Annotated in this window: 28 protein-coding genes and 3 pseudogenes; 7 read left to right on the forward strand and 24 right to left on the reverse strand. The window is 63.6% G+C overall.

What is annotated here, in order from left to right; translation table 11 throughout:
• The first annotated feature begins 13 nt into the window (after positions 1–13).
• Positions 14–1,318 (forward strand): arsenic transporter, encoded by a 1,305-nt coding sequence (locus AC1PLS_RS18250; protein ID WP_481103922.1) that lies wholly within the window; start codon positions 14–16, stop codon positions 1,316–1,318.
• Positions 1,319–1,406: 88 nt separating this feature from the next.
• On the opposite strand, the pseudogene AC1PLS_RS18255 reads toward AC1PLS_RS18250, so the two are convergent.
• Both AC1PLS_RS18255 and AC1PLS_RS18260 read right to left on the reverse strand, forming a co-directional pair.
• A pseudogene (locus AC1PLS_RS18255) lies at positions 1,407–1,870 on the reverse strand (DNA methyltransferase); the annotation flags it as partial.
• Between the two features lie 25 nt (positions 1,871–1,895).
• Positions 1,896–2,015: pseudogene (locus AC1PLS_RS18260) on the reverse strand (hypothetical protein); the annotation flags it as partial.
• A 428-nt stretch (positions 2,016–2,443) separates the two neighbouring features.
• On the opposite strand from AC1PLS_RS18260, the gene AC1PLS_RS18265 reads away from it, so the two are divergent.
• Positions 2,444–2,662, forward strand: a complete 219-nt coding sequence (locus AC1PLS_RS18265; RefSeq protein ID WP_046344596.1) for a hypothetical protein — start codon at positions 2,444–2,446, stop codon at positions 2,660–2,662.
• Positions 2,659–2,937, forward strand: coding sequence for a hypothetical protein (locus tag AC1PLS_RS18270; RefSeq protein ID WP_166770156.1), 279 nt, complete (start codon positions 2,659–2,661; stop codon positions 2,935–2,937). The genes AC1PLS_RS18265 and AC1PLS_RS18270 overlap by 4 nt, the downstream gene beginning before the upstream one ends.
• A gap of 615 nt (positions 2,938–3,552) precedes the next feature.
• Here AC1PLS_RS18270 and AC1PLS_RS18275 read toward each other — a convergent pair.
• From AC1PLS_RS18275 to AC1PLS_RS18285, 3 genes and pseudogenes are all read right to left on the reverse strand, one after another.
• Positions 3,553–3,939 (reverse strand): hypothetical protein, encoded by a 387-nt coding sequence (locus tag AC1PLS_RS18275; RefSeq protein WP_104552817.1) that lies wholly within the window; start codon positions 3,937–3,939, stop codon positions 3,553–3,555.
• A 3-nt stretch (positions 3,940–3,942) separates the two neighbouring features.
• A pseudogene (locus tag AC1PLS_RS18280) lies at positions 3,943–4,395 on the reverse strand (beta-barrel domain-containing protein); the annotation flags it as partial.
• Between the two features lie 115 nt (positions 4,396–4,510).
• A complete protein-coding gene (locus tag AC1PLS_RS18285) occupies positions 4,511–4,936 on the reverse strand; it encodes a Com family DNA-binding transcriptional regulator (protein WP_481104519.1) in 426 nt (141 codons plus the stop codon).
• Between the two features lie 236 nt (positions 4,937–5,172).
• Between AC1PLS_RS18285 and AC1PLS_RS18290 the strand changes: the two genes are divergently transcribed.
• From AC1PLS_RS18290 to AC1PLS_RS18305, 4 genes are all read left to right on the forward strand, one after another.
• Complete coding sequence (locus AC1PLS_RS18290) at positions 5,173–5,391, forward strand: hypothetical protein (RefSeq protein WP_154832725.1); 219 nt, start codon at positions 5,173–5,175, stop codon at positions 5,389–5,391.
• Positions 5,392–5,441: 50 nt separating this feature from the next.
• Positions 5,442–5,666: a hypothetical protein gene (locus tag AC1PLS_RS18295; RefSeq protein ID WP_104644521.1), complete on the forward strand. Its 225-nt coding sequence runs from the start codon at positions 5,442–5,444 to the stop codon at positions 5,664–5,666.
• A gap of 315 nt (positions 5,667–5,981) precedes the next feature.
• Entirely contained in the window at positions 5,982–7,310 is a 1,329-nt protein-coding gene (locus tag AC1PLS_RS18300; RefSeq protein ID WP_481103923.1) for a site-specific integrase, read from the forward strand.
• 64 nt (positions 7,311–7,374) lie between these two features.
• Positions 7,375–7,761, forward strand: coding sequence for a hypothetical protein (locus AC1PLS_RS18305; RefSeq protein WP_481103924.1), 387 nt, complete (start codon positions 7,375–7,377; stop codon positions 7,759–7,761).
• A 74-nt stretch (positions 7,762–7,835) separates the two neighbouring features.
• Here the strand turns inward: AC1PLS_RS18305 and AC1PLS_RS18310 are convergent, their stop codons facing one another.
• The 19 genes from AC1PLS_RS18310 to AC1PLS_RS18400 all read right to left on the reverse strand — a co-directional run bounded on the left by AC1PLS_RS18310 (position 7,836) and on the right by AC1PLS_RS18400 (position 23,369).
• Positions 7,836–8,192: a hypothetical protein gene (locus AC1PLS_RS18310; protein WP_481103925.1), complete on the reverse strand. Its 357-nt coding sequence runs from the start codon at positions 8,190–8,192 to the stop codon at positions 7,836–7,838.
• 75 nt (positions 8,193–8,267) lie between these two features.
• Positions 8,268–8,918 carry a hypothetical protein gene (locus AC1PLS_RS18315; RefSeq protein ID WP_481103926.1) on the reverse strand — a complete coding sequence of 217 codons (651 nt, stop codon included), beginning with the start codon at positions 8,916–8,918 and terminating at the stop codon, positions 8,268–8,270.
• The gene (locus AC1PLS_RS18320; RefSeq protein WP_481103927.1) at positions 8,915–9,181 is read right to left on the reverse strand and encodes a hypothetical protein; all 267 of its coding nucleotides are present in this window, start codon (positions 9,179–9,181) and stop codon (positions 8,915–8,917) included. Before AC1PLS_RS18320 ends, AC1PLS_RS18315 begins: the two co-directional genes overlap by 4 nt.
• 29 nt (positions 9,182–9,210) lie before the next feature.
• On the reverse strand, positions 9,211–9,888 hold the full coding sequence (locus AC1PLS_RS18325; RefSeq protein ID WP_481103928.1) for a hypothetical protein: 678 nt from the start codon (positions 9,886–9,888) through the stop codon (positions 9,211–9,213).
• Complete coding sequence (locus tag AC1PLS_RS18330) at positions 9,888–10,199, reverse strand: hypothetical protein (protein ID WP_440585071.1); 312 nt, start codon at positions 10,197–10,199, stop codon at positions 9,888–9,890. The genes AC1PLS_RS18325 and AC1PLS_RS18330 overlap by 1 nt, the downstream gene beginning before the upstream one ends.
• Positions 10,196–14,560 (reverse strand): TipJ family phage tail tip protein, encoded by a 4,365-nt coding sequence (gene gpJ, locus AC1PLS_RS18335; RefSeq protein ID WP_481103929.1) that lies wholly within the window; start codon positions 14,558–14,560, stop codon positions 10,196–10,198. Before gpJ ends, AC1PLS_RS18330 begins: the two co-directional genes overlap by 4 nt.
• Positions 14,551–14,943 (reverse strand): NlpC/P60 family protein, encoded by a 393-nt coding sequence (locus AC1PLS_RS18340; protein WP_440585069.1) that lies wholly within the window; start codon positions 14,941–14,943, stop codon positions 14,551–14,553. Before AC1PLS_RS18340 ends, gpJ begins: the two co-directional genes overlap by 10 nt.
• Positions 14,943–15,410 carry a DUF1833 family protein gene (locus AC1PLS_RS18345; protein ID WP_440585068.1) on the reverse strand — a complete coding sequence of 156 codons (468 nt, stop codon included), beginning with the start codon at positions 15,408–15,410 and terminating at the stop codon, positions 14,943–14,945. Before AC1PLS_RS18345 ends, AC1PLS_RS18340 begins: the two co-directional genes overlap by 1 nt.
• A complete protein-coding gene (locus AC1PLS_RS18350; protein WP_481103930.1) occupies positions 15,407–15,763 on the reverse strand; it encodes a hypothetical protein in 357 nt (118 codons plus the stop codon). The genes AC1PLS_RS18345 and AC1PLS_RS18350 overlap by 4 nt, the downstream gene beginning before the upstream one ends.
• Positions 15,763–18,660, reverse strand: a complete 2,898-nt coding sequence (locus AC1PLS_RS18355) for a phage tail tape measure protein (RefSeq protein ID WP_481103931.1) — start codon at positions 18,658–18,660, stop codon at positions 15,763–15,765. Before AC1PLS_RS18355 ends, AC1PLS_RS18350 begins: the two co-directional genes overlap by 1 nt.
• Entirely contained in the window at positions 18,657–19,025 is a 369-nt protein-coding gene (locus AC1PLS_RS18360; protein WP_481103932.1) for a DUF1799 domain-containing protein, read from the reverse strand. The genes AC1PLS_RS18355 and AC1PLS_RS18360 overlap by 4 nt, the downstream gene beginning before the upstream one ends.
• The gene (locus AC1PLS_RS18365) at positions 18,965–19,267 is read right to left on the reverse strand and encodes a hypothetical protein (RefSeq protein WP_481103933.1); all 303 of its coding nucleotides are present in this window, start codon (positions 19,265–19,267) and stop codon (positions 18,965–18,967) included. Before AC1PLS_RS18365 ends, AC1PLS_RS18360 begins: the two co-directional genes overlap by 61 nt.
• Positions 19,264–19,908 (reverse strand): phage tail protein, encoded by a 645-nt coding sequence (locus AC1PLS_RS18370; RefSeq protein WP_481103934.1) that lies wholly within the window; start codon positions 19,906–19,908, stop codon positions 19,264–19,266. Before AC1PLS_RS18370 ends, AC1PLS_RS18365 begins: the two co-directional genes overlap by 4 nt.
• 72 nt (positions 19,909–19,980) lie before the next feature.
• Positions 19,981–20,337 carry a tail completion protein gp17 gene (gene gp17 / locus AC1PLS_RS18375; RefSeq protein ID WP_481103935.1) on the reverse strand — a complete coding sequence of 119 codons (357 nt, stop codon included), beginning with the start codon at positions 20,335–20,337 and terminating at the stop codon, positions 19,981–19,983.
• Positions 20,334–20,783, reverse strand: coding sequence for an HK97-gp10 family putative phage morphogenesis protein (locus AC1PLS_RS18380; protein WP_481103936.1), 450 nt, complete (start codon positions 20,781–20,783; stop codon positions 20,334–20,336). Before AC1PLS_RS18380 ends, gp17 begins: the two co-directional genes overlap by 4 nt.
• 4 nt (positions 20,784–20,787) lie before the next feature.
• Complete coding sequence (locus AC1PLS_RS18385) at positions 20,788–21,138, reverse strand: head-tail adaptor protein (protein WP_481103937.1); 351 nt, start codon at positions 21,136–21,138, stop codon at positions 20,788–20,790.
• Positions 21,135–21,554: a head-tail connector protein gene (locus AC1PLS_RS18390; protein ID WP_481103938.1), complete on the reverse strand. Its 420-nt coding sequence runs from the start codon at positions 21,552–21,554 to the stop codon at positions 21,135–21,137. The genes AC1PLS_RS18385 and AC1PLS_RS18390 overlap by 4 nt, the downstream gene beginning before the upstream one ends.
• 3 nt (positions 21,555–21,557) lie before the next feature.
• Entirely contained in the window at positions 21,558–22,064 is a 507-nt protein-coding gene (locus AC1PLS_RS18395) for a hypothetical protein (protein WP_481103939.1), read from the reverse strand.
• 60 nt (positions 22,065–22,124) lie between these two features.
• On the reverse strand, positions 22,125–23,369 hold the full coding sequence (locus AC1PLS_RS18400) for a phage major capsid protein (protein WP_440585058.1): 1,245 nt from the start codon (positions 23,367–23,369) through the stop codon (positions 22,125–22,127).
• Between the last annotated feature and the right edge of the window lie 21 nt (positions 23,370–23,390).

A 23,390-nucleotide genomic window follows, 5' to 3' on the forward strand; every position in this document is an offset into this window, starting at 1 on the left:
TGCGGAGCGCTGCATGCTTGCCCTCGCGATTTTCATCGTCACCCTTGTTTTCGTCATCTGGCAACCGCGCGGGATTGGCATCGGCTGGTCGGCCCTCGCCGGTGCCGCAGTCGCTTTGGCTACCGGCGTCGTCGGGTGGAACGACGTCGGCACCGTGTGGGGGATCGTCTGGGATGCGACCTTTACCTTCGTCGCCCTCATCATCATCTCGCTCATCTTGGACGCGGCCGGCTTCTTTGCCTGGGCAGCACTGCACGTGGCTCGATGGGGCGGCGGCAATGGTCGGAAACTGTTTCCACTGATCGTTCTGCTAGGCGCCACGATCGCTGCGGTTTTCGCTAACGATGGCGCGGCACTTTTGCTGACGCCCATTGTTCTCGCCATTTTGCTGCGCCTGAATTTCCCACCTGCCGGCGCGCTCGCGTTCACGGTGGCATGTGGTTTCATCGCTGACACGGCAAGCCTTCCGCTCGTTGTCTCGAATCTGGTCAACATCGTCACGGCGAACTTCTTTGACGTGTCATTCGGACGCTATGCAACGGTCATGGTGCCGGTGAATCTAGTGTCGGTCGTAGCGACACTGATCGTGCTGTGGCTCTGGTTCCGGCGCGACATTCCTCGCACATATCCGGTCAGCGATCTCGAAGCGCCGCGTGAGGCGATACGTGACACGGCGGTCTTCCGTGCTGCCTTGCCACTTCTCGCGTTGCTACTTGTGGCGTATTTCGTGACCGGACCGCTCGGTGTACCCATCGCTCTGGTGACGGGCGCGGCCGCGCTGATGCTGATGGCAATTGCTGGCCGCTGGGCGACGGGCGGCAGAGGCGCCACGATGCAGCTGACGAAGATCCTGCGCGAAGCGCCCTGGCAGATCGTGCTGTTTTCGGTTGGCATGTATCTGGTGGTCTACGGACTCGGCAATGCTTGGCTAACTAAAGCGGCAAGTGCGGTCCTTGAGTGGCTGGCGGCGCAAGGAAGCTTTGTGGCCACGATCGGCACCGGCTTCGCAGTGGCGGGACTCGCCTCGATCATGAACAACATGCCGGCAACGCTGGTGGGCGCGCTCGCCATCGATGGGGCCAACCTTCCCGATGCTACCCGCGAATTGATGATCTATGCCAACGTCGTGGGCAATGATTTGGGTCCTAAGCTCACCCCGATCGGCTCGCTCGCGACGCTTCTATGGCTGCATGTCCTAGCCGGAAAGGGCCAACGAATCACGTGGGGCCAATACATTAAGGTGGGACTGATACTGACGCCGCCCGTTCTTTTGGCCACCCTCGTCGCACTTTGGATCTGGCTGCCGCTATCGCGATGATGGTCTGGGCGGTTGCTTGGACTGATGCGCAACAGGTTGATGAGGGCGTAACGAAATCGGAGCCGAGAATTCTCAGCTCCCGTAAGTTTTACAAGGAGCCTAACCGCTCGGACGCATAGCCCACATGGTGGCTAGTCATCTCCACACCGGTCCGGCCGTATCCCTCAAGCTCGGCCGCTACCAGTGTCGTGCCGCTGCCGGCGAAGGAATCCAGGATTCGTCCACCTGTCTCGCAGATCTTGACCGGCTGCCGCATCAAGTCGGTGGGTTTGCCGGTCAGGTGATGCTTGTCAGCCTTGCGCACCGATTCACGGATGACCCCCGGCAGCACAGGCGCGCGGCGATCCAGTGGCATGTTGCCCTTGCTGCCCCACACGATGTGTTCGGCTTGGTTCCAGCAGCGCCGCAACTGCGGCCGCACGCCTTCGGTCTTGTCCACACAGTGATGTCGCGCCAGGCAAAGCCGGCGATCTAAAGCGCGTCGGTGACCAGCAGCACCGGCGCGCCTTCCTTGAGCACGCGCGCGCACTCGGACAGCCACAGGTGCATCCACCCCGGCCTTGCACAGCAGGCGGGCGCATTCGCCACAACGGAGGTTCTTGAGCATTGCGTGGTCTTGCGGTGGGACAAGATTACGCCGCTGCTCGTGGCGTAATTCGGTCAGGCTGGAACTACTGGAGCTGAAAAGTTGCTGCATGGAGTGATGGCGCAATTCGCGCCGGCATACGCCTATGTCGGCCAACACTGCCTTAAGGATCGCGGCGCTGACCAATCGTTTCGGCACCGCCACCGCTATGAAGTGTGTTGCCTCGAGACTATTGCTACAGCGTTGCGGATTTTCCCGTTGACACGCGCCGTGAGCTGGAGCGAGTATTCGGGCGTCGCCGCATATTCGGCGACCGGGATTGGCGTCCCGTAACCTGAGGCGCACCAGCGCCCATCGATCGATGCATGGCGCTTTTTTATCGCCCGCATCGTCGCGGGCGCATGCCGGCCAGCTTTATGGCGGGCGGTGCGCGGGGGCCGCAAGGCCCACCGGTCCTCAGGCCGGCACGCCAACCGCGTACCGTCCGCCACCCGGATTGGCGTCGGGGTGACGGATTTCCAAAACCTGAGGAGACCCGTATGTCCTACAACACCCAAGGAGCACCATTGTCGGCGGCGCGCCAGATTGCCCGCCAAGTCGACCTGATCGTCAACACTCTCGCTTGCAGCCATGCCACGTGGCTAAGCCTGATGGCACACCTCGCAAGTACACGCAAAGCCATCTACACCGTCACGTTTGCCGACGCTGCTGCAGCGATCGCTGCCGTCGATGCCTTAGATGCGCAGGTGCGGCGATGAGCACTAGCAAACAGTTCCGCGTCTGCACCGGCGTCACCCTCAGCTTCGAAATGATGCAGGGCTATGTGCTCGCCATGCTGCATTCCCACGCGCAGCCTGGTCTGCCGCCGCTCCTGATCGCCTGCGAAGCCACGGGCCTTGATGACGTGTTGCCGGGCGGCGATACGCAGAGCATCGTGCTGGGCCGGCTGCATGTCTGCATGCATGAAGACCCGGCAGTTGACGTCCTTACTTGGCTGCGCAAGCAAGCGCACCGCAACGGAGCGACACGATGATTACCACACACGCAAACGCTTATCCAGAAGACGCCGACTACGCGATCAGCGAAGAAGAACACGACGTGTCCCGGTAGTTTCCGAGCCACAAAAAAGGCACTTGGCCGCGCGTCCAAGTGCCTGCTTTCTATTGGCCCACCCTCAACCGCACTTCGGCCCGAATCCCCATATTTGCGAGGATTAGACCATCTAAGTAGTGACAGTTACCAACACAGTTACTGTCAGGACTTTCATGTTGTCGTACAGCGCCACGCCTTTGGAGCACAGTCAAGACCCCGGGATGTGCAGCTCTGGCGCCAGCGCTATGCTAAGGCAATGTCCGTCAGTCATTTAGATGCAATGCCGCATGTCAGATCTTCTAACCGACACCCTTGAGGCACGCTTGTGGGCACACGGAGCCACTGCTCGACATGAGGGTGGCATCTATGGGCTGATCGCTGCGGGAGTGATCTGGACAGATGCTCGTGCTGCGGACGGATCGCTCATCGTGGAGGCGGCGCGTCCAGGTCGCCCTGAATGAAGTAGATGGTCTTGTTGGACGTGGTCATGGCGGCGCGTTCCTTGCGGTTGGAGTTCAGGTGGAAACCCGTGAAGCACTTGGACGTCCAGAAAGGATCAAGACCCTCTCAGGCGCTTGCGAAGCGCCAGCCGCCCTGCCCGCTTCCGGGGATCGCAGCGTCGTGTAAGCCGCAGGTCAACGCAGTAGCAGACGCTGGCCAACGGCAGGCACAACAACAGATACAGGCCTGGCAGGGCCCTGCCGGGTACGCCGTGGTTGATGAGGAGATCCATCACAGGCAGCATGAAAGCGAGCGAGAAGAGCGAGACAAACAGGTGCCAGAAGCTGAAGAATAGGTATCGATTCGTCCAGCGCGTGCCCTTCGCTGGGCTGTCGATCGACTCGGTTGCCAGGCGATGTGCGGCCACCCGCAGCCGGCATCCGCAGCCGAGCATTCCGGACACGAGCACGGTGCCCACATAGATCAGCGAAAGGGTCAGCATGTGTCAGCGCTCGCGCAGGGCTTCAGTGGTGTGCTGTTGAAAAGGACTAAGCAGGTAGTCGATGACCCGGCGCTTGCCCGTCTTGATCTCTGCACTAAGGCTCATCCCGGCATTCAACCGCGCACTTATACCATCGATCTTCAGCATGGCCCATTCCAGCTTCACCCGGGCAGGGAATACCAGGCCCAGCTTTTCGTCCTGCGCGGCGTCATGGGAGACGCTAACTACCTTGCCGGTCAGGTAGCCGTAGCGGTTATATGGAAAGCTATTGACTTTCACGATCACATCCTTACCCGGCCGCACGAAGCCGATGTCCTTGTTGAGCACAGTGGCCTCGATCTCCAGAGCGTCTTCGCTGGGTACGACGACCAGAAGTGCCTGGGCTGGTGTGACACTGCCACCGACAGTATGCACAGCCAGCCTTTGGACGGTGCCAGCTACCGGTGTCCGCAGCGCAGCCCCTTCAATTCCGAAAGCGCGATCACTTGTGCCGCGACATCGACCCTATTGCTGAGCCGCTACAACCCGATAAACAGTGGCAGCGCGTATTTGATCACCTGCTCGAACGCATCTACCGACATCTGTGGCAAGCGCGCACCAAAGGCCTGCGCAGCATTATGACGCAACGCGGGCACTTGATCTGGATTTCATCGAAGGCGCCGGCCTTGCACAGCAGGCGGGCGCATTCGCCACAACGGAGGTTCTTGAGCATTGCGTGGTCTTGCGGTGGTACGAGATTACGCCGCTGCTCGTGGCGTAATTCGGTCAGGCTGGAACTACTGGAGCTGAAAATTTGCTGCATGGAGTGATGGCGCAATTCGCGCCGGCATACGCCTATGTCGGCCAACACCGCCTTAAGGATCGCGGCGCTGACCAATCGTTTCGGCACCGCCACCGCTATGAAGTGTGCTGCCTCGAGACTATTGCTATAGCGTTGCGGATTTTTCCGTTGACACGCTCCTAGCAGCGGAGCGAGTATTCCAACGTCGCCGCACATTCGGCGACCGGGATTGGTCTCCCGAATCAAAAGGCGCACCAGCGCCCATCGATCGATGCATGGCGCTTTTTTATCGCCCGCATCGTCGCGGGCGCATGCCGGCCAGCTTTATGGCGGGCGGTGCGCGGGGGCCGCAAGGCCCACCGGTTCCTTTTGGCCGGCAGACCAACCGCGCACTGTCCGCCACCCCGATTGGTCTCGGCGTGGCGGATTCCAAACCACAAAAGGAGTCCAGCATGTCTTACAACACCCAAGTAGCGCCCGCGTCTGCGGCGCGCCAGATGCCCCAGCGTGTGGGTCTAATCGCCAACACCCTCGAATGCACCCATACCGCGTGGCTGAGCCTGATGGCACGCCTCGGAAGTACAGGCAAGACAACCCGGGCCATCACGATTGCCGACGCTGCTGCAGCGACCACTACCGTCGATGCCTTAGATGCGCAGGTGCGGCGATGAGCACTAGCAAACAGTTCCGCGTCTGCACCGGCGTCACCCTCAGCTTCGAAATGATGCAGGGCTATGTGCTGGCCATGCTGCATTCCCACGCGCAGCCTGGTCTGCCGCCGCTCCTGATCGCCTGCGAAGCCACCGGCCTTGATGACGTCTTGCCGGGCGGCGATGCGCAGAGCGTGGTGCTGGGCCGGCTGCATGTCTGCATGCATGAAGACCCGGCAGTTGACGTCCTTACTTGGCTGCGCAAGCAAGCGCACCGCAACGGAGCGACACGATGACTACCGCACACGCAAACGCTTATCCAGAAGACGCCGACTACGCGATCAGCGAAGAAGAACACGACGTGTCCCGGTAGTTTCCGAGCCACAAAAAAGGCACTTGGCCGCGCGTCCAAGTGCCTGCTTTCTATTGGTGGGCCCACCAGGATTCGAACCTGGAACCAAAGGATTATGAGCCCTTGTCCAGCACTCCAACAATGTGCATTGAAGTGCGCCGATGAACTCGACACCCTCGCCGCGCTTGAACTTCCGGTGCTTGGACGTGCATAGTCGGCTCCCCCGGTCTCGCGGGAAGTAGGCACCAGGTAGGCACCAATGGCACAGGGAAGGCAACAGCTCACAGCGCGCGGCCTGGCAGCACTTAAACCAGGCGAATGGGCGAACGATACGCGGCCACATGGCGCAGGCCAGCTGCAGGCACGCCGGCTAGCGTCTGGCGCCATCGCGTTCTACTACCGGTACACGGCGCCCGGCCGCGTGCAGGAACGCCTGCCGCTGGGCACGGAGCTCACCCTGGCTGAGGCGCGCGCACGAGCCTCGGAGCTGTCGAAACGCTACCAGGCTGGTGATCGGGATCTTCGGGCGGTCCTGGATGCTGAACAACGCGAGACAGAGCGCCAGCGTGGGGCGGCGGCGGCGGCGCGGGCGGCCAAATCGGCAGCCACGCTGGGGGCGCTGCTGGATGCATACGTGCAGTCGTTGAAGGACGCCGGCAAGATCAGCGCGAGGGAGGCAGAGAACTCGATCGCCTTGCACGTGAAAGCCCCCTGGCCGGTGCTTTGGGCGATGCCGGCCGGCGACGTGACTCTGGACGACCTGCTGCCGGTGCTGGCGCGCATCGCCGCGTCCGGAAAGCTGAGGGCGGCCGGCAAGATCCGGTCGCACCTGCGCGCCGCCTATGCTGCAGCGATTCGTGCCCGGCAGGATGCGCGCGCGCCGGCCTCGATGCGCGCCCTGGCTGTGTCCGCGAACCCGGCCCGCGACCTGGCCACGATCGAGGGCAGCAGCGCTGCCAAAGACCGGGCGCTATCGGTGGCCGAGCTGCGCGCCTACTGGAAGCGTATCGCCCGACTCCCAGGCCCTGCCGGCGCACTGCTCCAGTTCCATCTGCTGACGGGAGGACAGCGCATCGCCCAGCTGTCGCGGATGGAGGTAGACGGCTTGGACCTGGACACCGGGACGGTGCGGATCCTCGACGGCAAAGGGCGACGAAAGAAGCCCCGAGCGCACTATGTCCCGCTTCTACCTGACGCAGAGAAGGCGCTGCAGGTGATGAGGGGGAATGAACCGCTCGGGCCTTACCTGTTCACGCTCAGCGAGGGCGCGGCGCCGGCGACCTACGACATGCTGCGCACGCCGTTCGATGCGGTGGTGATCGCGATGGATGACGCCGGGGAGCTTGAGGGCGGCCGGTTCACCCCGGGTGATCTGCGGCGAACGATCGAGACGCGGCTGGCGGCCGCTGGCCAGAGCCAGGAAATTCGCGGCCAGCTGCAATCACACGGCCTGGGCGGGGTCCAAAACCGGCACTACGACCGGCACGATTACGCCGGCGAGAAGCTGGCCGCGCTGGAGGCGCTGCACAGGCTGCTGACGGGAGAGCCGGCAAAGGTGACGCAACTGCGCAAGCGCAAGTCCGGGTGAGCCGCCCAGGGCATCTGCTGCCCTCATCGCCGCGCCTGAGACGGCAGCCTGTCAGGATGGCTGCATGTCGCGCCGCCCCCTCCCTCCCGCATGCCGCTGGGTCCATGTGTCGGCCGATGAGGCGCTGATGCATTTCAACTACGGATCCGTGGCGCACGTAACTCCAGGGCAGGTGTGGCTGTGCTGGCGTGGCTGCACCATCAAGGCGCCCCACCGGGGTGGCCTGCGACAGGATATGCGCTTCGCTGAGCGTTGGATCGCTGCACGGACAGGCCTGCCGGGTGCGAGGAAGTCGCCCAGGAAAACCGGCGCGGGCGAGTGCGTTGCATGGCAGTCGGTGCCGCGCACGGGCGCCGCAGCGGTATCGCTGAGCACGGTCGACTGGGGACCGACCGACGCCGAGATGGATGCGATGGAGTCGATCGGGTCAACCACGATCACGTGGGGATAGGTGCCAGATTCCAATCGCACGATGCGCCGGCCTGCAGACGCACTTGGTCGCCGGCGGTGCCGCAACTTGCCCTTTCAGACATTGAGCCTGGCCGCGAAGCGGCTGGGCTGGCCTGCAGAGTGCCATTGCCGCACCGCGGCCTCGACCATCCTACGGGCCTCCATGGCGTCCCGCTCAAAGGCGCGCGGGTAGACGTAGTAGTCAATGGAGCCAATTTCCATCGCCGGCTCCACCACGCACGAGAGGTGCAGCAGGAATTCGCCTTCGTCCTCTAAAACCGATGGAAACCCCAGCTCCCGCTCAACCTCGGCGGCGAGCTGGCGCGCCGCAGTCCGCATGGTGTCCACGGCGACCACGCCATGCTCGCGCAGGTCATCGGCAAGCTGCGTGGCGGTGGGAGATCCGAAATAGACGGGGACGACTGTGGGCATTTCCGTGTCCTGAATGGGTGTGTCGGCATGTTCAACCTTTGCGATCTCCCAGGTTGAGACGCAATGCCGCACCTTTCAGGCCGCTACCTGCCCGACAGTACTTAGACTGGCGGCGATCGCTGCATTCGTTGCCGCCTTAATCAGGGACTGCAGCTTCCAGCCCTCCAGCGCCTGGGTCGCCTCCGCGCCGGGATAGCGGATGGCGTAGGTCGGCGTGATCAGGTCAGCGATGGGCGCCGCCAGCACGCCGAGGGCGGCGCCGCGATCCTCGACCTGGAACGTCACGGTGCCGGTGTCGGTGATCGGGTTCCAGATGATCGTGATTTGCTGCGCGAGCGGGTCCGCATCTGGATCGGGTGTCACCACGTTCGCATCATAGGCGGCGCGGGTTGCCGCCTTGATGCCCAGCAACAGGTGCACGCCAGGCTCGGTGACTTTCTCGCCCGGCGCCTCTACGGCCGCGCCGGTCGCTGGGTCAGCCTTGATCGTAGTCGGCGCGGTGATGTCGTAGCTGCGGCCGATAAGGTCGCTGATCTGCACTGTGAGCACGCGCAGGAAGAAGCGCTCCAGCGTCTGCGTCCAGCCATCGGGGTGTGGCTTGGTGGTCATCTGCTCGAGGTGGAATTCGACCGGGCCATCATTGGTGACCGGGTTCCACCGGATCTCGATGCGCGGCGCCACAATCTTAGTCTGCGTGCCGAAGGTGGGGTTTTCGCTGATGATCACTTGGCCATCTCCATGCCTTCCAGCGGGCCGTCGATCCACGCCATGATTCCCATACCGCGCACGGACACTGCATAAGTGTCCCAACCGGTTCGCTCATCCAAACCACTGCCGTACTTCTTGACACTGACTACGTCTGGCGTGACCACGAAGGCCCCACCGCCGTCGCTGCGCAGAAATTCTACGACCGCACCGATCGTCGGCTCGATGTTTCGGCAACTGGACATGGAGTCCGCCAAGGCACCACGGTGAGGTCGAATCTTCATATTTTTTCCAGTTTGACACGTGAGCATGATCAGTATCCAGTGACGTCGAGAATGGGAGAGCGCACCCAGGCCTGGCCGTAGTTGCCAGGGGGCGGCTGCGGATTTCTGTCGGTGCCGGTACGCAACTCCTGTGCGGTATCGATGGCGGAGATGGATGCGACGTTGCCGTTGATGTTGACCACGCCTTTGCGCCACAGCACCTGCACCTGCCACTGCGGGCCGCCGCCGATCAGGCCGCCAATGGCAAGCATGATGTTGCCGGTAGAGCCGGCCAGCGCGGCATAGGTGCGACCTTCGGGCAGCGTGATCGATCCGCCTTGATTGGCATTGCCCTGCAGCAGCGCCCGCACCTTCATGTACTTCAGCGTGGCGTCGAAATGCACCTGATCCGTATCGGGATTGGTGATCACCAGGTAGTCCCGGCGTCCAAAGTTCGGCTCGTCGAAGACGTAGGCGGTGAAGCTGCCGCTGGTGGTGAAGCCGGTGAACGTGAAACTGTTTCCGCTCTGGGTGCGCGTGGCGAGCACGGCGTTGCTCTCGCCCAGAAACGCGAGGGCAGGATTGGTGCCGGCGACCGTCAGGCTCCAGGTTTTGAGCACGCCGCTGCCTGTAGGCGTGATCGTCTGCTTCGACGCCAGCGCCAAGTTCTTCCAGGTTTCAGAGATGACAACGCGATTGGGGCCGGCCTCGAAGATTGCATAGGCCATCAAAACCTCCCATAGAACAGAGTGCCGCCGGCGCGTGCCGTCAACGTTGCAGAGGGCGATGCCCAAGTGATGGTATTGCCGTCATCGCTGAAGTAAGGAAGTAGGCTGTTGCCGGCCCCGGTGTCCGCCACAAACCAGTAGTACAGCTGGTTGGCGCTGCCTGTGACCGGCACCGGCACCGAGCCATTGCTACCGCTGGCGATCGCAATGGCTCCCATGTGCTGCGTCAACAGGTCCGAGTCGGGCTGATCCGTGATCTGCAACAGCACGACGCCGGTGTCTGCGTCGTTGATGATCAGGACGTTGGTCATGTCACCCCATAGCCAAGCGCCACCACACGGCGGCCGTTGGGCGCATAGGCGTAGAACTTTCCGCCGACGAACTCGTTGCGACCACCTCCAGGTGTGGCGCCGATGATTTCGACCACGTCAGCAGAGAAGGTGATCTTGCCCAGAACCCCATCATTGACTGAGCGCATGCCGACCACTTTCTTGTTCACGTCCAGCGCCCAGGTGTAGGAAGCGAAGTAGCTCGCGACACCGTTTTCGTTGACCGTCATCCGCGCTTCCAGCGCCTGCGTCGCTGAGGCCATCGTGTTGACCGCGTTCTCGTCCGTGTACAACGTCGAGACCGCGCCCGCCTCAAGCTTCACGCGACGGAAGCTGACGTTGGCGTTGGTCTGCTCACAGATCAAGCGCACCCGAATCGTGGCAGTGCCCGCAGCTGGAGGCGCCGATGCAACGATGCGCTGCCAGGCACCGACGATGGAGGAATCGGTGGCGACGGTGGCACCGCCCACCGGCTGACCCGACGAATTGAGGTAGCTCAGTTCGATGCGCGCCGTGCCAACAGAGCTGTTGCGGTACACGTCCGTCGCCACCGTGTAGGTGCCGGGGGGCGCGGCACGGTCCTGCACCGCTGCGAGTCCGTTTGCAGTGGCCTGGTTGAAGCCGAACGCCAGGTAGTAGCCGAACCGCGCCTCGTTGGCGATCGACATGCCCGTGGGCAACGTCCAGCCCAGAGCGCCCTGCGAGAACGTGGGATTGACCAGCATGTTGCCGTTTACATTGGTCTTGGCTGTGACGCCGGTAATCGCCGTGCCCTGCGCCGTGATCTGGTTGCCCTGCTGAGTCACCTGACTCTGCAGCGCTTGCACCGCGCTGGCGTCTGCCTTGCCCGCCAGCGTCGACTGCACCGTGCCGATCAACTGCGACAGCGAAGAAACGCTGTTCTCGGCCTGTGTCAGGCGCGTGTTCATCGCCTGCACCACTGTCGAATCGGCCTTTCCTGCAAGGCTGGACCTCACGCCACTGACATCCCGCGCAACGATCTGCAGCTCTTGCTCCACCTGCTGCACGTCGGTGGTGACCTGCTGCATCGCCAAGCCAATCGCGCCCACCGCCTCAGCCAGGCTCGCGTACTGCCCGATCACCGTCCAATATGCGGTGTTGGTGATGGCTGTGCCAGCTGGCACAGCTTGCCTTGCGACGTACAGCGCGCCGCTGTGCTTCACGATTGAGCCATCCGGCCATGCCTGATCCACCCACTCCGGCGCATTCACCAGCGCCTCCAGGTTGGCCAGGTCTTGGGCCTGCTGGAAAAGCTGGTCGGCCAGTTCCCGGTCGCGTGCGGCCGCCTCGATGAAGCCCTGGCGGATCTCCTCGGTGGTCTTGTCTATCGCCTGCTGCATCTCTTCCTGCAGCTCGCCCAGGTTCTTGCCCAGCGTCTTCGTGACGTACTTGGCCGCCACCGACAGCGTGCCGTTGGTGTTCCGGGCGCGGATGGCGAACGTCCACTTGCCCGAGGACGGGATGGGCGAGTCGAATGCACCGGTGTGGTAACCGCTGTCGCCGACCGGCGTCATGGCGTCCCACGCCGGCATCGGCGCGCCCTGCTCCGGGGCCTGGGCGTAGCGGATCTCCGCGCCGGCCAGGTTGGCCGACTGGATGGTGTCGTTCCAGAAGCCCCAGGTGTAGCGCCGGATGCCGCCGGATATCTCCTCCACGTCGAACAGGTCGTAGTTCACCGGCGGCGCGTCGGCGCCGATGGTCGTGTAGATCAGCGAGGCGCCCACGCCCATCTGCCCTTCCGGGCCGAACGGACGCACGTTGATGGTGTAGGTGCCAGCGCGCGGGATGCGCCACCGCGCCGTGCGGGTGCGCGTCTGCGCCACTTCCACCAGCTCACCATTGCCGTCCGACGCCGAGGCGTACACCACCGCGTGATCGAACGGGCCGGTGATGTCGAAGGTGGCCACCAAATCGGTGGCCGTGACGTCACCGGTGGTGATCTGGTCCTCGTTGATTGCCAAGTTGCTGAGGATCGGCCGGGTTGCCAGCGATGAGCCATTTTCCGGCCGGATGTACTGTCCGGTCTTGACGTAAATCCAGAACTCGGGGCCCTCCGGCACCACGTTGATGCTCGCTCCCTTCAGATCACTTTCCGGCTCGATCACCACCACGCGCGCGCGCAGGCCGGGCGTGGCCTTGAAATCGTAGATCCACACTGTGTCGTGGGCCGGGTTGTCCTGCCACCCGCCCTGCACCATCGAATCCGCATAGCTCTCGCCCGGCAGCGGCGCGTCCTCCGGCCATTCGTCGACAAGCTGGATGGTGTCGGTTGCCTCGGTGAAATTGCGTACGCGGAACGTGCGATAGACCGCCTCACCCGGGATGCGCAGGCCGATGAAGGCGCTGCGTGCATCTGGCGGCGGCACCGGCTCGTCCAGCGTCAGCGTGACCGTGCCCAGCAGCGCGCTCCGCTCTGCCGCCACGATGCGCCCGCCGAAGCCCCATTGCGTGAGGTCGTGCGAGATCGACAGCATGGACATGCGGCGATAGGACAGGTACTGCAAGTCCTGGGCAAAGCCGATGTCCTTGTATTGGAACAGGCTCTGCGCGAGGTGGTAGCGCGCCATCTCCGCCGCGTGCGCCTCGCGGCCGATGCCCTCACCGGTCAGACGCGCCGGGTTGAGCATCGTTTCCACGCCGGGCGCCGGCACCCGCAGCGTTTCGACCTTCTTGGTCGTGCTGTCGAAGTAGCTGTACTCGATGCCGTCGGCAGCGCTGGCCAGCGTGTAGTCCATGCTGAAGCTGCCCTTCTTCATCTCAGCCATGTTGACCACGCCCGACAGCGGCTGCTCGTCGGCGGCCCACACAGCGGCCAGGCGGCCGCCGGCCCAAGTGGTCTGACCCATGCCGGCTAGCGCGATCGCCTGCAGCACATCGTCGTGGTTGCGCTCCTCCGTCAACCAGTAGTCGTAGGTGTAGCCGTTTGCCTCGCAATGGGCCATGAAGCCCTGCAGCGACGCGACATCGATCTCCTCGTCGCTCTTGCCCATGCCGGCAATGAGCCTGCCGTTCTGGTCGTAATAGCCGCGGACGTACTTGAGGATGTGCGCGCCCGGGTTGCTGGTCTCCTCCGTCACCCAGGTGCCATTGCGCCATACCGGGATGGGTGAGGCGATGTGCTCTGCACGCAGCTCGTCGGGCTGGCCACTGATCTGACCACTGGCCTTCAACAGGATGCCGGTGCGCGCGAGGCCGGCGTAGGTGGCCGTGTCGGCCTGCACACTGCCCATCGTCGACCATTGGAAGTCGTTGGTCTGGGTGTTGTCGCCCTCGTAGTTGCCTTGGCCGAGGATGCGCACGCGCACGTCGTACTGGCCCTTAGCCACATCCGCCGATAGGGTTGCGCGCTTGCTGACATCCAGCTTGTCACCGGTGAACGTCTGGGTGGCCAGCGTGGTCCAGATGCCGGTGCCGGTCGGCGCGTATTGCACCTGCACGGTTTCGGATACGTTGTATTTCTTGCCCGAGGTGCCCACGCCGCCCAGCACGTATTCCAGATTGATCTGGATCCGCACGGTGTCGGTGCTGGTGGTGCGCGTAACGAAATCGGCCGTGTCCGGTAGCTCGCCGCCGTCGGTGGTATCCACGTTGCTGTAGAGCGGGATCGTCTCGTCCGGCATCTGGCTATAGCCGGAGTGGTAAACGCTCACGCCCTCGTAGCTGGTCAGCGGCGTGTCGGCATTGGTGAACACGCCCACGCGGCCGACGCCGATGCCTGGCGTGAGCACCATGCCGATGTACTGGTTATCGCCTTCGTAGAAGCTGTAAGGCTTGCTGGCGAAGTCTGGGGCGATCGCCATCCGGCCGAATAGGAGGCCCAGTGGTTCATACGAGCGCAGACGGTTGCGCGGTGCTGACAGGCTGTAGACCGTGCCGGCGGTGCTTGGGCCGGTCGGACTCTCGATCTTCGGCCCCAGTACCTTGTTGATCACCAGCGAACCGGCCACAAAAACCGCAGACGCGGCGACGCCACCCCACGCGGTCGCAACAGCGCCGCCAGCACCGGCAATGCCGAAGGTGAAGTAGGTCAGCGCAATCATCGCGACGATGTACAGCGCATTCCTTCCTACAGCACCGCGCACCTCAATGACCTGCCCATCCTTCGGATAGACGTGGGCCCACAGGTGACGCGGCACGACGCGCCCGCCGATCGAGACTGTCCATTCCCCCTCGTCCAGGTCGATCACGTGCCGATGCAGGAATTCGCACAGGCGCTCGCCCGGATGTAGGTCCATCGCAATATGGCGCTGCCCTTCCAGGGTGACCGGGTGCGGCGTCAGCACCAGCTGGCCGTTGCTCGCAGGCGTGGTCATCAGACCCATGTGTAATACCCCTCAATGCGTGCGCCGTAATCCGGCAGCTCGCGTGCCCGATGCAGCCAGCTGCTGCCGAGCGCGCTGGTTGTGTGAAGCACCCAGCCCTCATGAGCCAGGTAGAAGAAGATGCCAACGTGTCCGGGTCGGCTCTGGCCCTTGTCGAACATCAGCACCAGGTCGCCGTCCACCGGCTTGTCGGTTGGCACGGCATACGCTCGGGACATCTCGCCTAGCGCCACCTGACCAGCAGCACCGCGCGGGCGCCGCGCCGGCATCTGCACCACTCGGCCGAACAGCTCCCGCTGCACCTGCACCACCAGGTCGGCGCAGTCGTAGCTGTCGGCGTCGTACGGGATGTTGAGGAAGCGTTCAACCTCACTGACCCGCATCAGAAAATCCCCGGCAGCGTGAACGGGTTCGCCCGCAACTTCACTGCCTGCTGCCGCATGAAGAAGTCCACGCCGATCTGCGCGGTAATCAGCGCGCCGGCGGCGGTCACCTGCGTCAGTGGCAAATAGAATCGCCGGGCGATCACATCCGGCTGTGCCCGATCTGTGATCAGGTAGCGGCACATCACCAGCTCATTGGGCTGCACATGCTCCAAGTCATCGGTGATGCCACGGCCGACGTTGTCCACCTCCAGCTGCGCCCGCGGCGTCTGTCCGGCTGAATCAGTTGGAGGCTTGAAGCGGAACGGAAATCCCTTGTAGGTGTTGCCGTTGCTTACCCAATCCTGCGTGTCGTTGGCTATGCGCAGGACCGCGCCGAACGATGGCGCGGTCATCTCCAGCAGCTCCAGGGGCGCAGTGGTGTCGTCGTCGGTAACGCGCTGGCGGCGCTCCAGAAACGTACTCATCGCAGATACTCCAAAGTGACGCTGCGTTGCGAGATGGCAAAGTCACCGGCGAGCGGCGTCAAAGTGCCGATGGCGGAATCTTTGAAGCGCGCCTGCCGTGTAATGCCATCCTTCGGACTGGTCCAGCTGAAGAACCCGATGCGCCGCAGTTCACCGAAGTACCACTGCTCAAAAGCCAGCGCGTCGGCCTTGGTCATGAACAGAACCGTCCCGGTGACGTTCATCATCACTTGCGTGTTCTGCAGCCGCTGTTTGGGCATGCCGCGCTCCATCTCAGTGCGCACGATCGACGGCTCGAAGCTCTCCGAGTAAGTTGCGAGCGTCAGCCGTGCATAGGCTGGCCATGTCGCCATCACACCACCTCCCGCAAGTTGTAGCGTCGTTTGAAGGCGGGTCCGACTGGGCTGCTGCCATCTGCAACACCGCGCGCCAACCGGCGCTCAAATTGATTAAATGCAACCTCAATATCCAGACCGTTTTTCCCCTGGGTGACATTCACCTCAGGCTCGCTGGGCGCGCCATTGACCGTGATGTTCACGTTGGGAGTGCTCATCAGCCCAGCACCGCCGGATCCGCCGACCAGGCCGCCGTTGGCATATCCGTTCAGCTGATCCAGATAGCCGCGGCCGATGCGACGCGTCGACTCGGCATTGATGACGTACTCGCCGCGGTGGACATAGCCGGCCTTGTCGTACTTGCCGCCGTCGCCGGTGTAGCCACCACTCGCCCAGCCGCCGCCGGTGAACTGCCCAACGTTGCTGCCGAAGTTGTAGTTGCTTCCTGCGCCGGTGGATGCCTGCCCAAGGTACGTGGCCGCCGATGCTCCAGCGCCACCACCAAGCTGGCCGAACAGGGAGCCCAGCGCGCCGACGATCGCCTGCTTGGCAGCAATACGCGCCATGTCGGCGATGATCGAGTTGGCCAGCGATTTGAAATCGACCTTGCCCTTGGTCGTAAACTGCACCAGCGCGTCCTCCATCCCCCCGAAGAGGTTGTCGAACAGGCTGGCCGACTGGCCGGCGATGTTTCGCGCATCATCCGCGTAGTTCGCCCACGACGACTTGGCACCGTTGACCCAATTGGCCTGCGCCTCGGCCATGCTCTGGTAGCCGCTACGGATGATCGCGACCCGGGTGTCCGTGGCCGCCCGCACCGCGGCGATTTCTTCGTCGTAGGCCTTGGCATTGGCCGGGTCTGCGGTCTTTTGCAGCGAGAGCTCGGCCAGGCGCTTGGCCTGCTCTCGATAGACATCATTGATTCGCTCTTGAATCTCATATTCGCGATCGCCGGCGCCGACCTTGGCGACCATGGCATCCATCTGCTGCTGCAGCGCGTCGGTGCTGGCGTCGAGCGCTGACGCGTAGGACTGGACACCAGCGTTGCGAGATGCGATTGCCAGCTTCTCCTGAGTGGTCAGCGTCTGCTGCGCGGCCGCGCCGTCGATGCGCACCTTGGCCAGCTTGGCTTCCAGCTCGCCGATCTGCTTGTTGACGTTGATAGCGTCCTTGCCGCTGACCGCCTGGACGCGCAGGTACTCGATCTGGTTGGTAATCGTCCGGGCGTCCGTGCTGGTGTTCTGCTCGGCCAGCTCGCGCATGCGGCTGTAGTAGGCCTCTGCCGACACCTGGCGAGCCTGGAACTCAGCTTGTAGCACCTTGGTGTCGGCCGAGATCCTCGCCCGCTCTTCCGTCTGGTCGTCGGTAAAGCCCTGCAGGGAGGCCGAGCGGCTGGCACCGGCGGTGCTGGCGCCGGCTTTCTTCGTGTACTTTTCGTTGATCTGCTTGATCAGTTCATCGCGATTCTTCGCGATCTTGGCTGCCAGATCCTTGTCCCCAGTTGCTTCGGCAGCGTAGATCGCCTCGCGTGCCCTGCCCTGCTCGGCCTTGATTGCAGCGACGCGCTTCTGCTCGTTGGAACGATATTGAAGCAGTTCCTGATCCTGATCGATTGCCGCCTGATTCGCCTGCGCGGCGAGCATCTTTTGATTGGCGGCTTTCTGTTCCTTGATATAGGCGTCCTGTAGAGCGCCCATCTGCGCCCGAATTTCTGCAATCCGATTCTCCACCATACCGCGCCGCCGGTCGCCGGCCGGCATGCTGGCGAGCAGCTCCTGCATCTTGACCAATGAAGCCGAGAGATCATTGATTTTCTTCTGGCCGGACTCCTCACGACCCACATCGAGCATCGCATCCCAAGCAAATTTTGCCGCTTTGCTTACAGCCATCCACGAGCGCTCGATGCTGCCAAGGCTCGCTCGCACGTCGTTGGCCCGGTCGTTCAACGTCTTGGCGTACGTGTTAGTTGCGAGTGAGGCAGCCTCCTGCGTACGCCCTTGCTCTTGCAGGGCTTTGATTTGCGAGTATGTGGCCTCCGTGAGGAAGTTGTGCTGTTCGTTAAGTTTGGCGATGGCAGTGACTGGATCCTGGCCTAGCTTCGTGAACTCGGCGACCGTCTCGGCGATTGCGCGGCCGGTTGCGTCTTCCATGTTGGCCGCAGCCGAAGCAACGGCAACGAAGCTGGTGGAGGCGATTTTGCCGCTCTTCGCGACTTCCGTTAAAGCCTCGGCGGCCTTCCCCTGGGTCAGATTGCTCCCGGCAAGCGCTTCGGACATCGCAATCATCTGGTCGGTCGTGACACCCGCGACGCTTCCCGTCTCCGCCAGCACACGTGCGAATTCCTCTGCCTCGTCCTGCCCCTTGGACCACGCCACAGCCAGAGCTACCGCTGCTGCAGCGGTGACCGTGTACGGGTTGACCAACCCCAGCAGCGATGAGCCTAGCGCCTTCGCCGCCGGCACAACGCCGCCGAACATATCCTTCAGCTGGCCGCCCTGCTGCAGGAACACGGTTAGCGGCTGCTGGCCGCCCTGCAGGCTGACGGCAATGTCCGTCAGCTGTGCCGGCACACCGCGCATCGCGGCCGAGTAAGCCTTTGCCGACATGCTGCCGGCATCCATCTCGTTGCGCTGCTTCAGGAGCGTGGCGCGCAGTTGCTCCAGCGCTTCCGGCGCGGCGCCGCGCGCACCGGCATTCAGGAGCTTCATTTCCTCGCGCGTGCGGCCCAGCGAGTCGTTGAACTTGAGAATCTCGAGCGTGGCGCGCTTTTCGCTTTGGCTCATTTTCTCGAAGCGCGCTTCGAACTCGGCGCCCATCGAGGACACCCTGCTCTTGGCTTCGCTGATACCGGCGTTCATCGACGCGGTATCGATCAGGATGTCGATCCGCGCAGTACCGATGTTTGCTTGGGTCATTTAGGTTTGCTCTTCAAAATATGGTCTAGCGCGGCCAACTCCAGGACACGGACAGCGTCCATGTCGGCATCGGAGTTCGTGCCACGGCGGTCAAGTTCGCGATACACCACCAGGTAATCCAGGCCAATCGGCCCAGCAGCCCCCACGCGCCACTGCGTGCAGCAGTCACAGAACACGCACCATGCGTCCCAGACCTCTGGCCATAGGTCCACCGAGGGACGGTCCACGTCGTCCTCGGTGAGCCCGAACTGAGCCAATTCTTCGGCGGCCGGGGGACGCCAGTAGAAGGCCCCGACCGCCGCTCTCAGTTTTTTTCCAGGTCCACCCGTCGGGCGCGGTAGTAGCCCTGGATGATTCCCTGGCACACGCCCATGTGGTCGTCCTCCAGCTCGTTGATGCCTTCGACCGACAGCGGGTAGTCGGTGTCCCAGCTGTCGAGCAGGAACAGGATCACTTCGGCGACGCTTTTGCCCTCGGCAATGAGGGCATCGACTTCCGCCGGCTTGCGGTTGATGAACACCACGTCGAGCTGGAATTTCTCAGCATCGCCGGCGAACTTGAGTGGTGCTGCGATCTTCTTCGGGGCCTGCCCGCGCTTGATGCTCACAGTGCGTACCTCACCGGCTCGGCCAGCAGCGACAGCGTGGCCTGCACAGACATGATCTGGTTGACGGTCAGGGTGGGCGTCTTGTTGAGCGAGACGTAGGCGTTGTAGAGCAGCACCGAGCCAGACGGCAGCAGGATGCGCACAGCGCGCGGGATGCGATCGTCGTTCGCTGCGGAGAGCACCTGATAGCCGGCAAGCGACGGATCGTCGGCGATGCCGAAGGTCAGGCCCGAGGCAGACTTCACGGTCGGCATGCGCTTTTCCGAGTCCGACTCGAGGAACTGATAGGTCAGGAATTGCTGCTCGCCGCCGTCACTGGCCGAGCTGAGGATCTGCGCGATCTGGGTCCATGCAGACACCTTACGGAACGTGCCGCCGCCGCTGCCGGCGGGATAGATCGCCGTGTTGGTCGCGTCGATGCCTTCCATCGCAAATTGGCTGGAAGTCGGGGAAGCGACGCGCACGATCTTGGAGGTCAGGCGGGACCACCCGCTGGTTACCTCCACGAAGTCGCCGGCGGCCAGCGTATTGGGCGCGGTGGCCACGCTGGGGCTGGCGTTGGATGCGGCGGTGATGTTGGAAGCGGCAGCGTAGCCGCTCGCAATGAAGATCAGTGCGCCATTGGGGAGTGATACAGCCATAGATTTGCCCTCCTTGGGGCATAAAAAAACCCGCCGTAGGCGGGCGGGTTGGTGGTGGGTGTTGCGTTGTTGCTACGGATCGGCGTACCACAGCCCGAAGTCCTGTCGGGTGCCGTATTTCTTGATTTCGGCCGAGTAATCCGCCTCGAAGGCCCCGTAAGGCTCGGCAGCGAAGCTGCTGGCGGCGATGCGCGCATCGACCTGCCGCGCCAATGCATTGGCCTGCGCGCGCGAATCCGCCCAGACGTTGACTTGGATGCGCGCGTGCGATTTGTCGGGTCGGGTTTGATCTTGGAACCACTGGGCGCGGCCGCCGACCTGCTGGTAGGTGATCAGCGGATACACCGGTGAATCCGGCGGCACGTCGGGATAGACGCGCGTGCCGACCAGATCAGTGAGAAGCGCGCGGAAATCGGACTCGAGACTCACACGAACTCCTCGTCTTTCGGCGTGTACATGTCGCGCAGCAGATCGGCCAGGCGCTCCCGGCCGCGCTCCATCATGACTTGGGACATGCGGCCCAGTGACGACTCAAACGCTGGCCGCAAGAATGGCTTGGCCGGCACCCAACTGGTCTCGGTGCCGCCTTTGCCGCGCTTGCCGCCTCGCACGGCCCAGTGGCCGAATTCCTGCAGGTGGCCGTGTGGCGCCTTGCGGCTGTTCCACGTCACCGCGTACACCACCGTCGTCTCGGTGGATTTGCCCTCGCGGTATGCCAGATAGATCGCCCCCCGCAGCGCCCCGGATTCCACCGGCGCGCGTAGCTTGGCCTCATCGCGCACGATCTTGCCGCCGGCGACCGCCATCGAGCGCGCTACCTTGGTCTGGATGTCCTTGAGGTTTTCCAGGCCCTGCAGCACCTCGCTCAGATCCACGCGATTAGCCACTGTTGCCCCCTTGCTCGGTCACCAGGTAGGCGCGATCACGGTCTTTCAGGTCGCGTATGACGCCCTTGATTTCGAACACCAAACCGTCGTGCGCGATCCGCATGCCTGCATCGACGCCCAGCGCAGCAGCGTCCGCGAAGCGCACCAGGAAGCTGTAGCGCGCAATAGAGGCCGGCAGGCCGGCCGCAACGCTGGAACGGATCGCACCCATTCCGGTCTCGTTGGCGATGCCGGCCCACAACTGGCCGACATCCTCCCATCCGATCGCCGGCTGTCCTTCCGGATCCGTCCCGGTCGCTGGCCGCTGCACCAGCACCACCGAGGTGAGTTCAGACGCGATCATGGCAGGACTCGCCGAAACGGGAACATCAGGCTCTGCATCGCCGGGTTTTCGCTCAGCGGCTCTGTGGAGCCCGCCGAGCTGTGTGCGCTAAGGTCGTCCAGCCGCAGCAGGATCGCGGCCCGTAGCGCGGCTGGCACAGGGCCTGGCGTCGCCTTGAAGACAATCGGAACCGCGCCGGCTGCGCTGGTCACTGTTCCCGGCCACACCGGCAGCGGGCCTGTGCGCTCGCCCACAGGCGTCCATTCCCATGTGGCATCGGCCAGCGCATAGCCAGTTTGCAATTCCACCTCTTCGCGCGCCGCGGTGATCCACAGGGCGATCAGCTCATCACGCGCGGCGCTGATTTCCCGCAGGTGCTGTTTTGCCTGAGCCAACGACACCGGCTCAGAGGACGCGGCGGCGACGAGACGCAGCATGATTCAGCCCTCGGCCGATTCGACCGCAGCCGGATGGCTGTCGATAAAGCCGGCCTGCTCCAGGCCTTCGACAAGCGCCGCATCGAATGGCCGCACCTGGCCGCACTTGCCATACGGACTATCGCGCAGGACCAGCGCCTGCTTGGACTCGCCGCCCGCGCGGGGGCCACCGAGCAGCGCGCCCTCGGTGGTGGCGCTGTCGCCGGTGCTCGGCAACGTCACAATGGCAACTTCTGCGCGCTCGGCGCCCGGCGTGCCTTCCGGGGTGGCAGCAATCACCGCCTGCTGCGCGCCCAGCGCCGTGGTTGCTTCGGACACGACGCCGGCATCGCCGAGCGCGGCGCGCTCTTCTGGGGTGATCTGAACGCCGATGTCGTCCGTCGGCGGCACCTGGCCGGGAAACACAACGGCCGCCGGCGCGGTCGCCACGGTGGTCTCGGTCGTTGCGACCGGTGCGGTTTCTGCAACCGGCGTTGCGGTGGCGGTGGTGGTCTGGTTCTTCTTGGCCATGAGGAAAACTCCGATGTTGGGGAAAGGCGGGCAGCGAACTGCCCGCCAGTGCAAGCCGGCTTAGGCGGCCGCGCCGTGCTGGAACAGCTTCACTGCGTCGCCCTGATCCAGCAGCGCGCCGCCGGTGCGCATCCAGGCCAGGAAGCCGACCTGACCGCGGCGCGTGTACACCGAGTCCGTGAAGCGGAACATGGTGAAAGCCATCACGTCGCGGATCTTGTAGTACTTGAAGTCGCCGAAGGCGATCGACTTGGCACCGGGCGCCGGCGCCGGCATGTGCTGGTTGATCTCCAGGCCGCGGTTCAGCAGGCGGTCCGGCGCGCCCTGCGGATTGCCCTGGTCGTAACCCGGCACGAAGATCGGGCGGCCTTCGCCGTCCTTGACCTTGCGCAGCGAGGCCAGCACGTTGTCGTGGAACATCCACTTCGCATTGGCGCGGTAGGCCGGATCGACGCTGTGCTCCAGGTCCACCAGGTCGTCGTAGGTGACCGCTGCAGAGGCCAGCACCGCGCCGATCTTGCCCACGGTCGCACCGGTGACCAAGCCCTGCGGCTGGCCCACGCCCGTGCCGACGGTGTAGTGGCGGTTGGTGACGCGGTTTAGGCGGTGCTCCAGACGCCCGGCGATGAACGCTTCGATGTCCACCGAGCTGTCCTGCAGCAGCTCCCACGGCACGGTGACGACCTTGGAGCTGTACTTGAACACGCCCAGGTTCTTGGTGCCGAACGACACATCCAGATCGGTGGCGGCCTGGTTCTCCGGCACCAGCTCGCCCTCCTCGCCCGTGCCGTCGCTGGTCGGGAAGTTGATCGGCTCGCCGCCGGCGGTCGTGATGATTTCGGCGACACGCCGCATCGCGCCGTATTCCTTCATCCGATCCAGAATGGTGGTGGCCACACGGGTCGGCACGGTGTAGCCGCCCTGCTCGGGATTGAGCGCCGGATTGCCGCTCATTGCGTTGCTGATCTGGCGGCGCTCCTCGGCGCTGAGGGCAGCCTCGCCGCCGCGGCACCAGGAATTGAACAGCTTCATTTCGGCCGACGCGTTCTTGCCGCCGGCGCCGCCGTTGTCGTGCTCCTTGACGCCTGCATCGCGCATCGCGTTTTCGGCAGTCAGGTCCATGACCTTCTGGTGGCGATCGATCGCAGCATCGATGCGCTCGATTTCCGACATGTTGTTGTCGTACTTGGTCTGGTCCTCGTTGGTCCAGGCGTTGCCGTTGCCGGTGCTGGCGTCCAGCAGGTTGCGGGTTTCCTTCGCCAGGGTGTTACGGCGCTCCCGCTCAGCGTTCAGATTGAAGGGCATTTCGGTTCCTTGTTTTAGGCA

The sequence above is a fragment of the Xanthomonas sp. NCPPB 3218 genome (assembly GCF_056725185.1).

Bases quoted from the DNA above. Each gene is read 5' to 3' on its own strand.
- AC1PLS_RS18250 (WP_481103922.1), top strand. From the start codon at position 14: ATGCTTGCCCTCGCGATTTTCATCGTCACCCTTGTTTTCGTCATCTGG.
- AC1PLS_RS18265 (WP_046344596.1), top strand. From the start codon at position 2,444: ATGTCCTACAACACCCAAGGAGCACCATTGTCGGCGGCGCGCCAGATT.
- AC1PLS_RS18270 (WP_166770156.1), top strand. From the start codon at position 2,659: ATGAGCACTAGCAAACAGTTCCGCGTCTGCACCGGCGTCACCCTCAGC.
- AC1PLS_RS18275 (WP_104552817.1), bottom strand. From the start codon at position 3,939: ATGCTGACCCTTTCGCTGATCTATGTGGGCACCGTGCTCGTGTCCGGA.
- AC1PLS_RS18285 (WP_481104519.1), bottom strand. From the start codon at position 4,936: ATGTGCGGCGACGTTGGAATACTCGCTCCGCTGCTAGGAGCGTGTCAA.
- AC1PLS_RS18290 (WP_154832725.1), top strand. From the start codon at position 5,173: ATGTCTTACAACACCCAAGTAGCGCCCGCGTCTGCGGCGCGCCAGATG.
- AC1PLS_RS18295 (WP_104644521.1), top strand. From the start codon at position 5,442: ATGATGCAGGGCTATGTGCTGGCCATGCTGCATTCCCACGCGCAGCCT.
- AC1PLS_RS18300 (WP_481103923.1), top strand. From the start codon at position 5,982: ATGGCACAGGGAAGGCAACAGCTCACAGCGCGCGGCCTGGCAGCACTT.
- AC1PLS_RS18305 (WP_481103924.1), top strand. From the start codon at position 7,375: ATGTCGCGCCGCCCCCTCCCTCCCGCATGCCGCTGGGTCCATGTGTCG.
- AC1PLS_RS18310 (WP_481103925.1), bottom strand. From the start codon at position 8,192: ATGCCCACAGTCGTCCCCGTCTATTTCGGATCTCCCACCGCCACGCAG.
- AC1PLS_RS18320 (WP_481103927.1), bottom strand. From the start codon at position 9,181: ATGAAGATTCGACCTCACCGTGGTGCCTTGGCGGACTCCATGTCCAGT.
- AC1PLS_RS18325 (WP_481103928.1), bottom strand. From the start codon at position 9,888: ATGGCCTATGCAATCTTCGAGGCCGGCCCCAATCGCGTTGTCATCTCT.
- AC1PLS_RS18330 (WP_440585071.1), bottom strand. From the start codon at position 10,199: ATGACCAACGTCCTGATCATCAACGACGCAGACACCGGCGTCGTGCTG.
- gpJ (WP_481103929.1), bottom strand. From the start codon at position 14,560: ATGGGTCTGATGACCACGCCTGCGAGCAACGGCCAGCTGGTGCTGACG.
- AC1PLS_RS18340 (WP_440585069.1), bottom strand. From the start codon at position 14,943: ATGCGGGTCAGTGAGGTTGAACGCTTCCTCAACATCCCGTACGACGCC.
- AC1PLS_RS18345 (WP_440585068.1), bottom strand. From the start codon at position 15,410: ATGAGTACGTTTCTGGAGCGCCGCCAGCGCGTTACCGACGACGACACC.
- AC1PLS_RS18350 (WP_481103930.1), bottom strand. From the start codon at position 15,763: ATGGCGACATGGCCAGCCTATGCACGGCTGACGCTCGCAACTTACTCG.
- AC1PLS_RS18355 (WP_481103931.1), bottom strand. From the start codon at position 18,660: ATGACCCAAGCAAACATCGGTACTGCGCGGATCGACATCCTGATCGAT.
- AC1PLS_RS18370 (WP_481103934.1), bottom strand. From the start codon at position 19,908: ATGGCTGTATCACTCCCCAATGGCGCACTGATCTTCATTGCGAGCGGC.
- AC1PLS_RS18385 (WP_481103937.1), bottom strand. From the start codon at position 21,138: ATGATCGCGTCTGAACTCACCTCGGTGGTGCTGGTGCAGCGGCCAGCG.
- AC1PLS_RS18390 (WP_481103938.1), bottom strand. From the start codon at position 21,554: ATGCTGCGTCTCGTCGCCGCCGCGTCCTCTGAGCCGGTGTCGTTGGCT.
- AC1PLS_RS18395 (WP_481103939.1), bottom strand. From the start codon at position 22,064: ATGGCCAAGAAGAACCAGACCACCACCGCCACCGCAACGCCGGTTGCA.
- AC1PLS_RS18400 (WP_440585058.1), bottom strand. From the start codon at position 23,369: ATGCCCTTCAATCTGAACGCTGAGCGGGAGCGCCGTAACACCCTGGCG.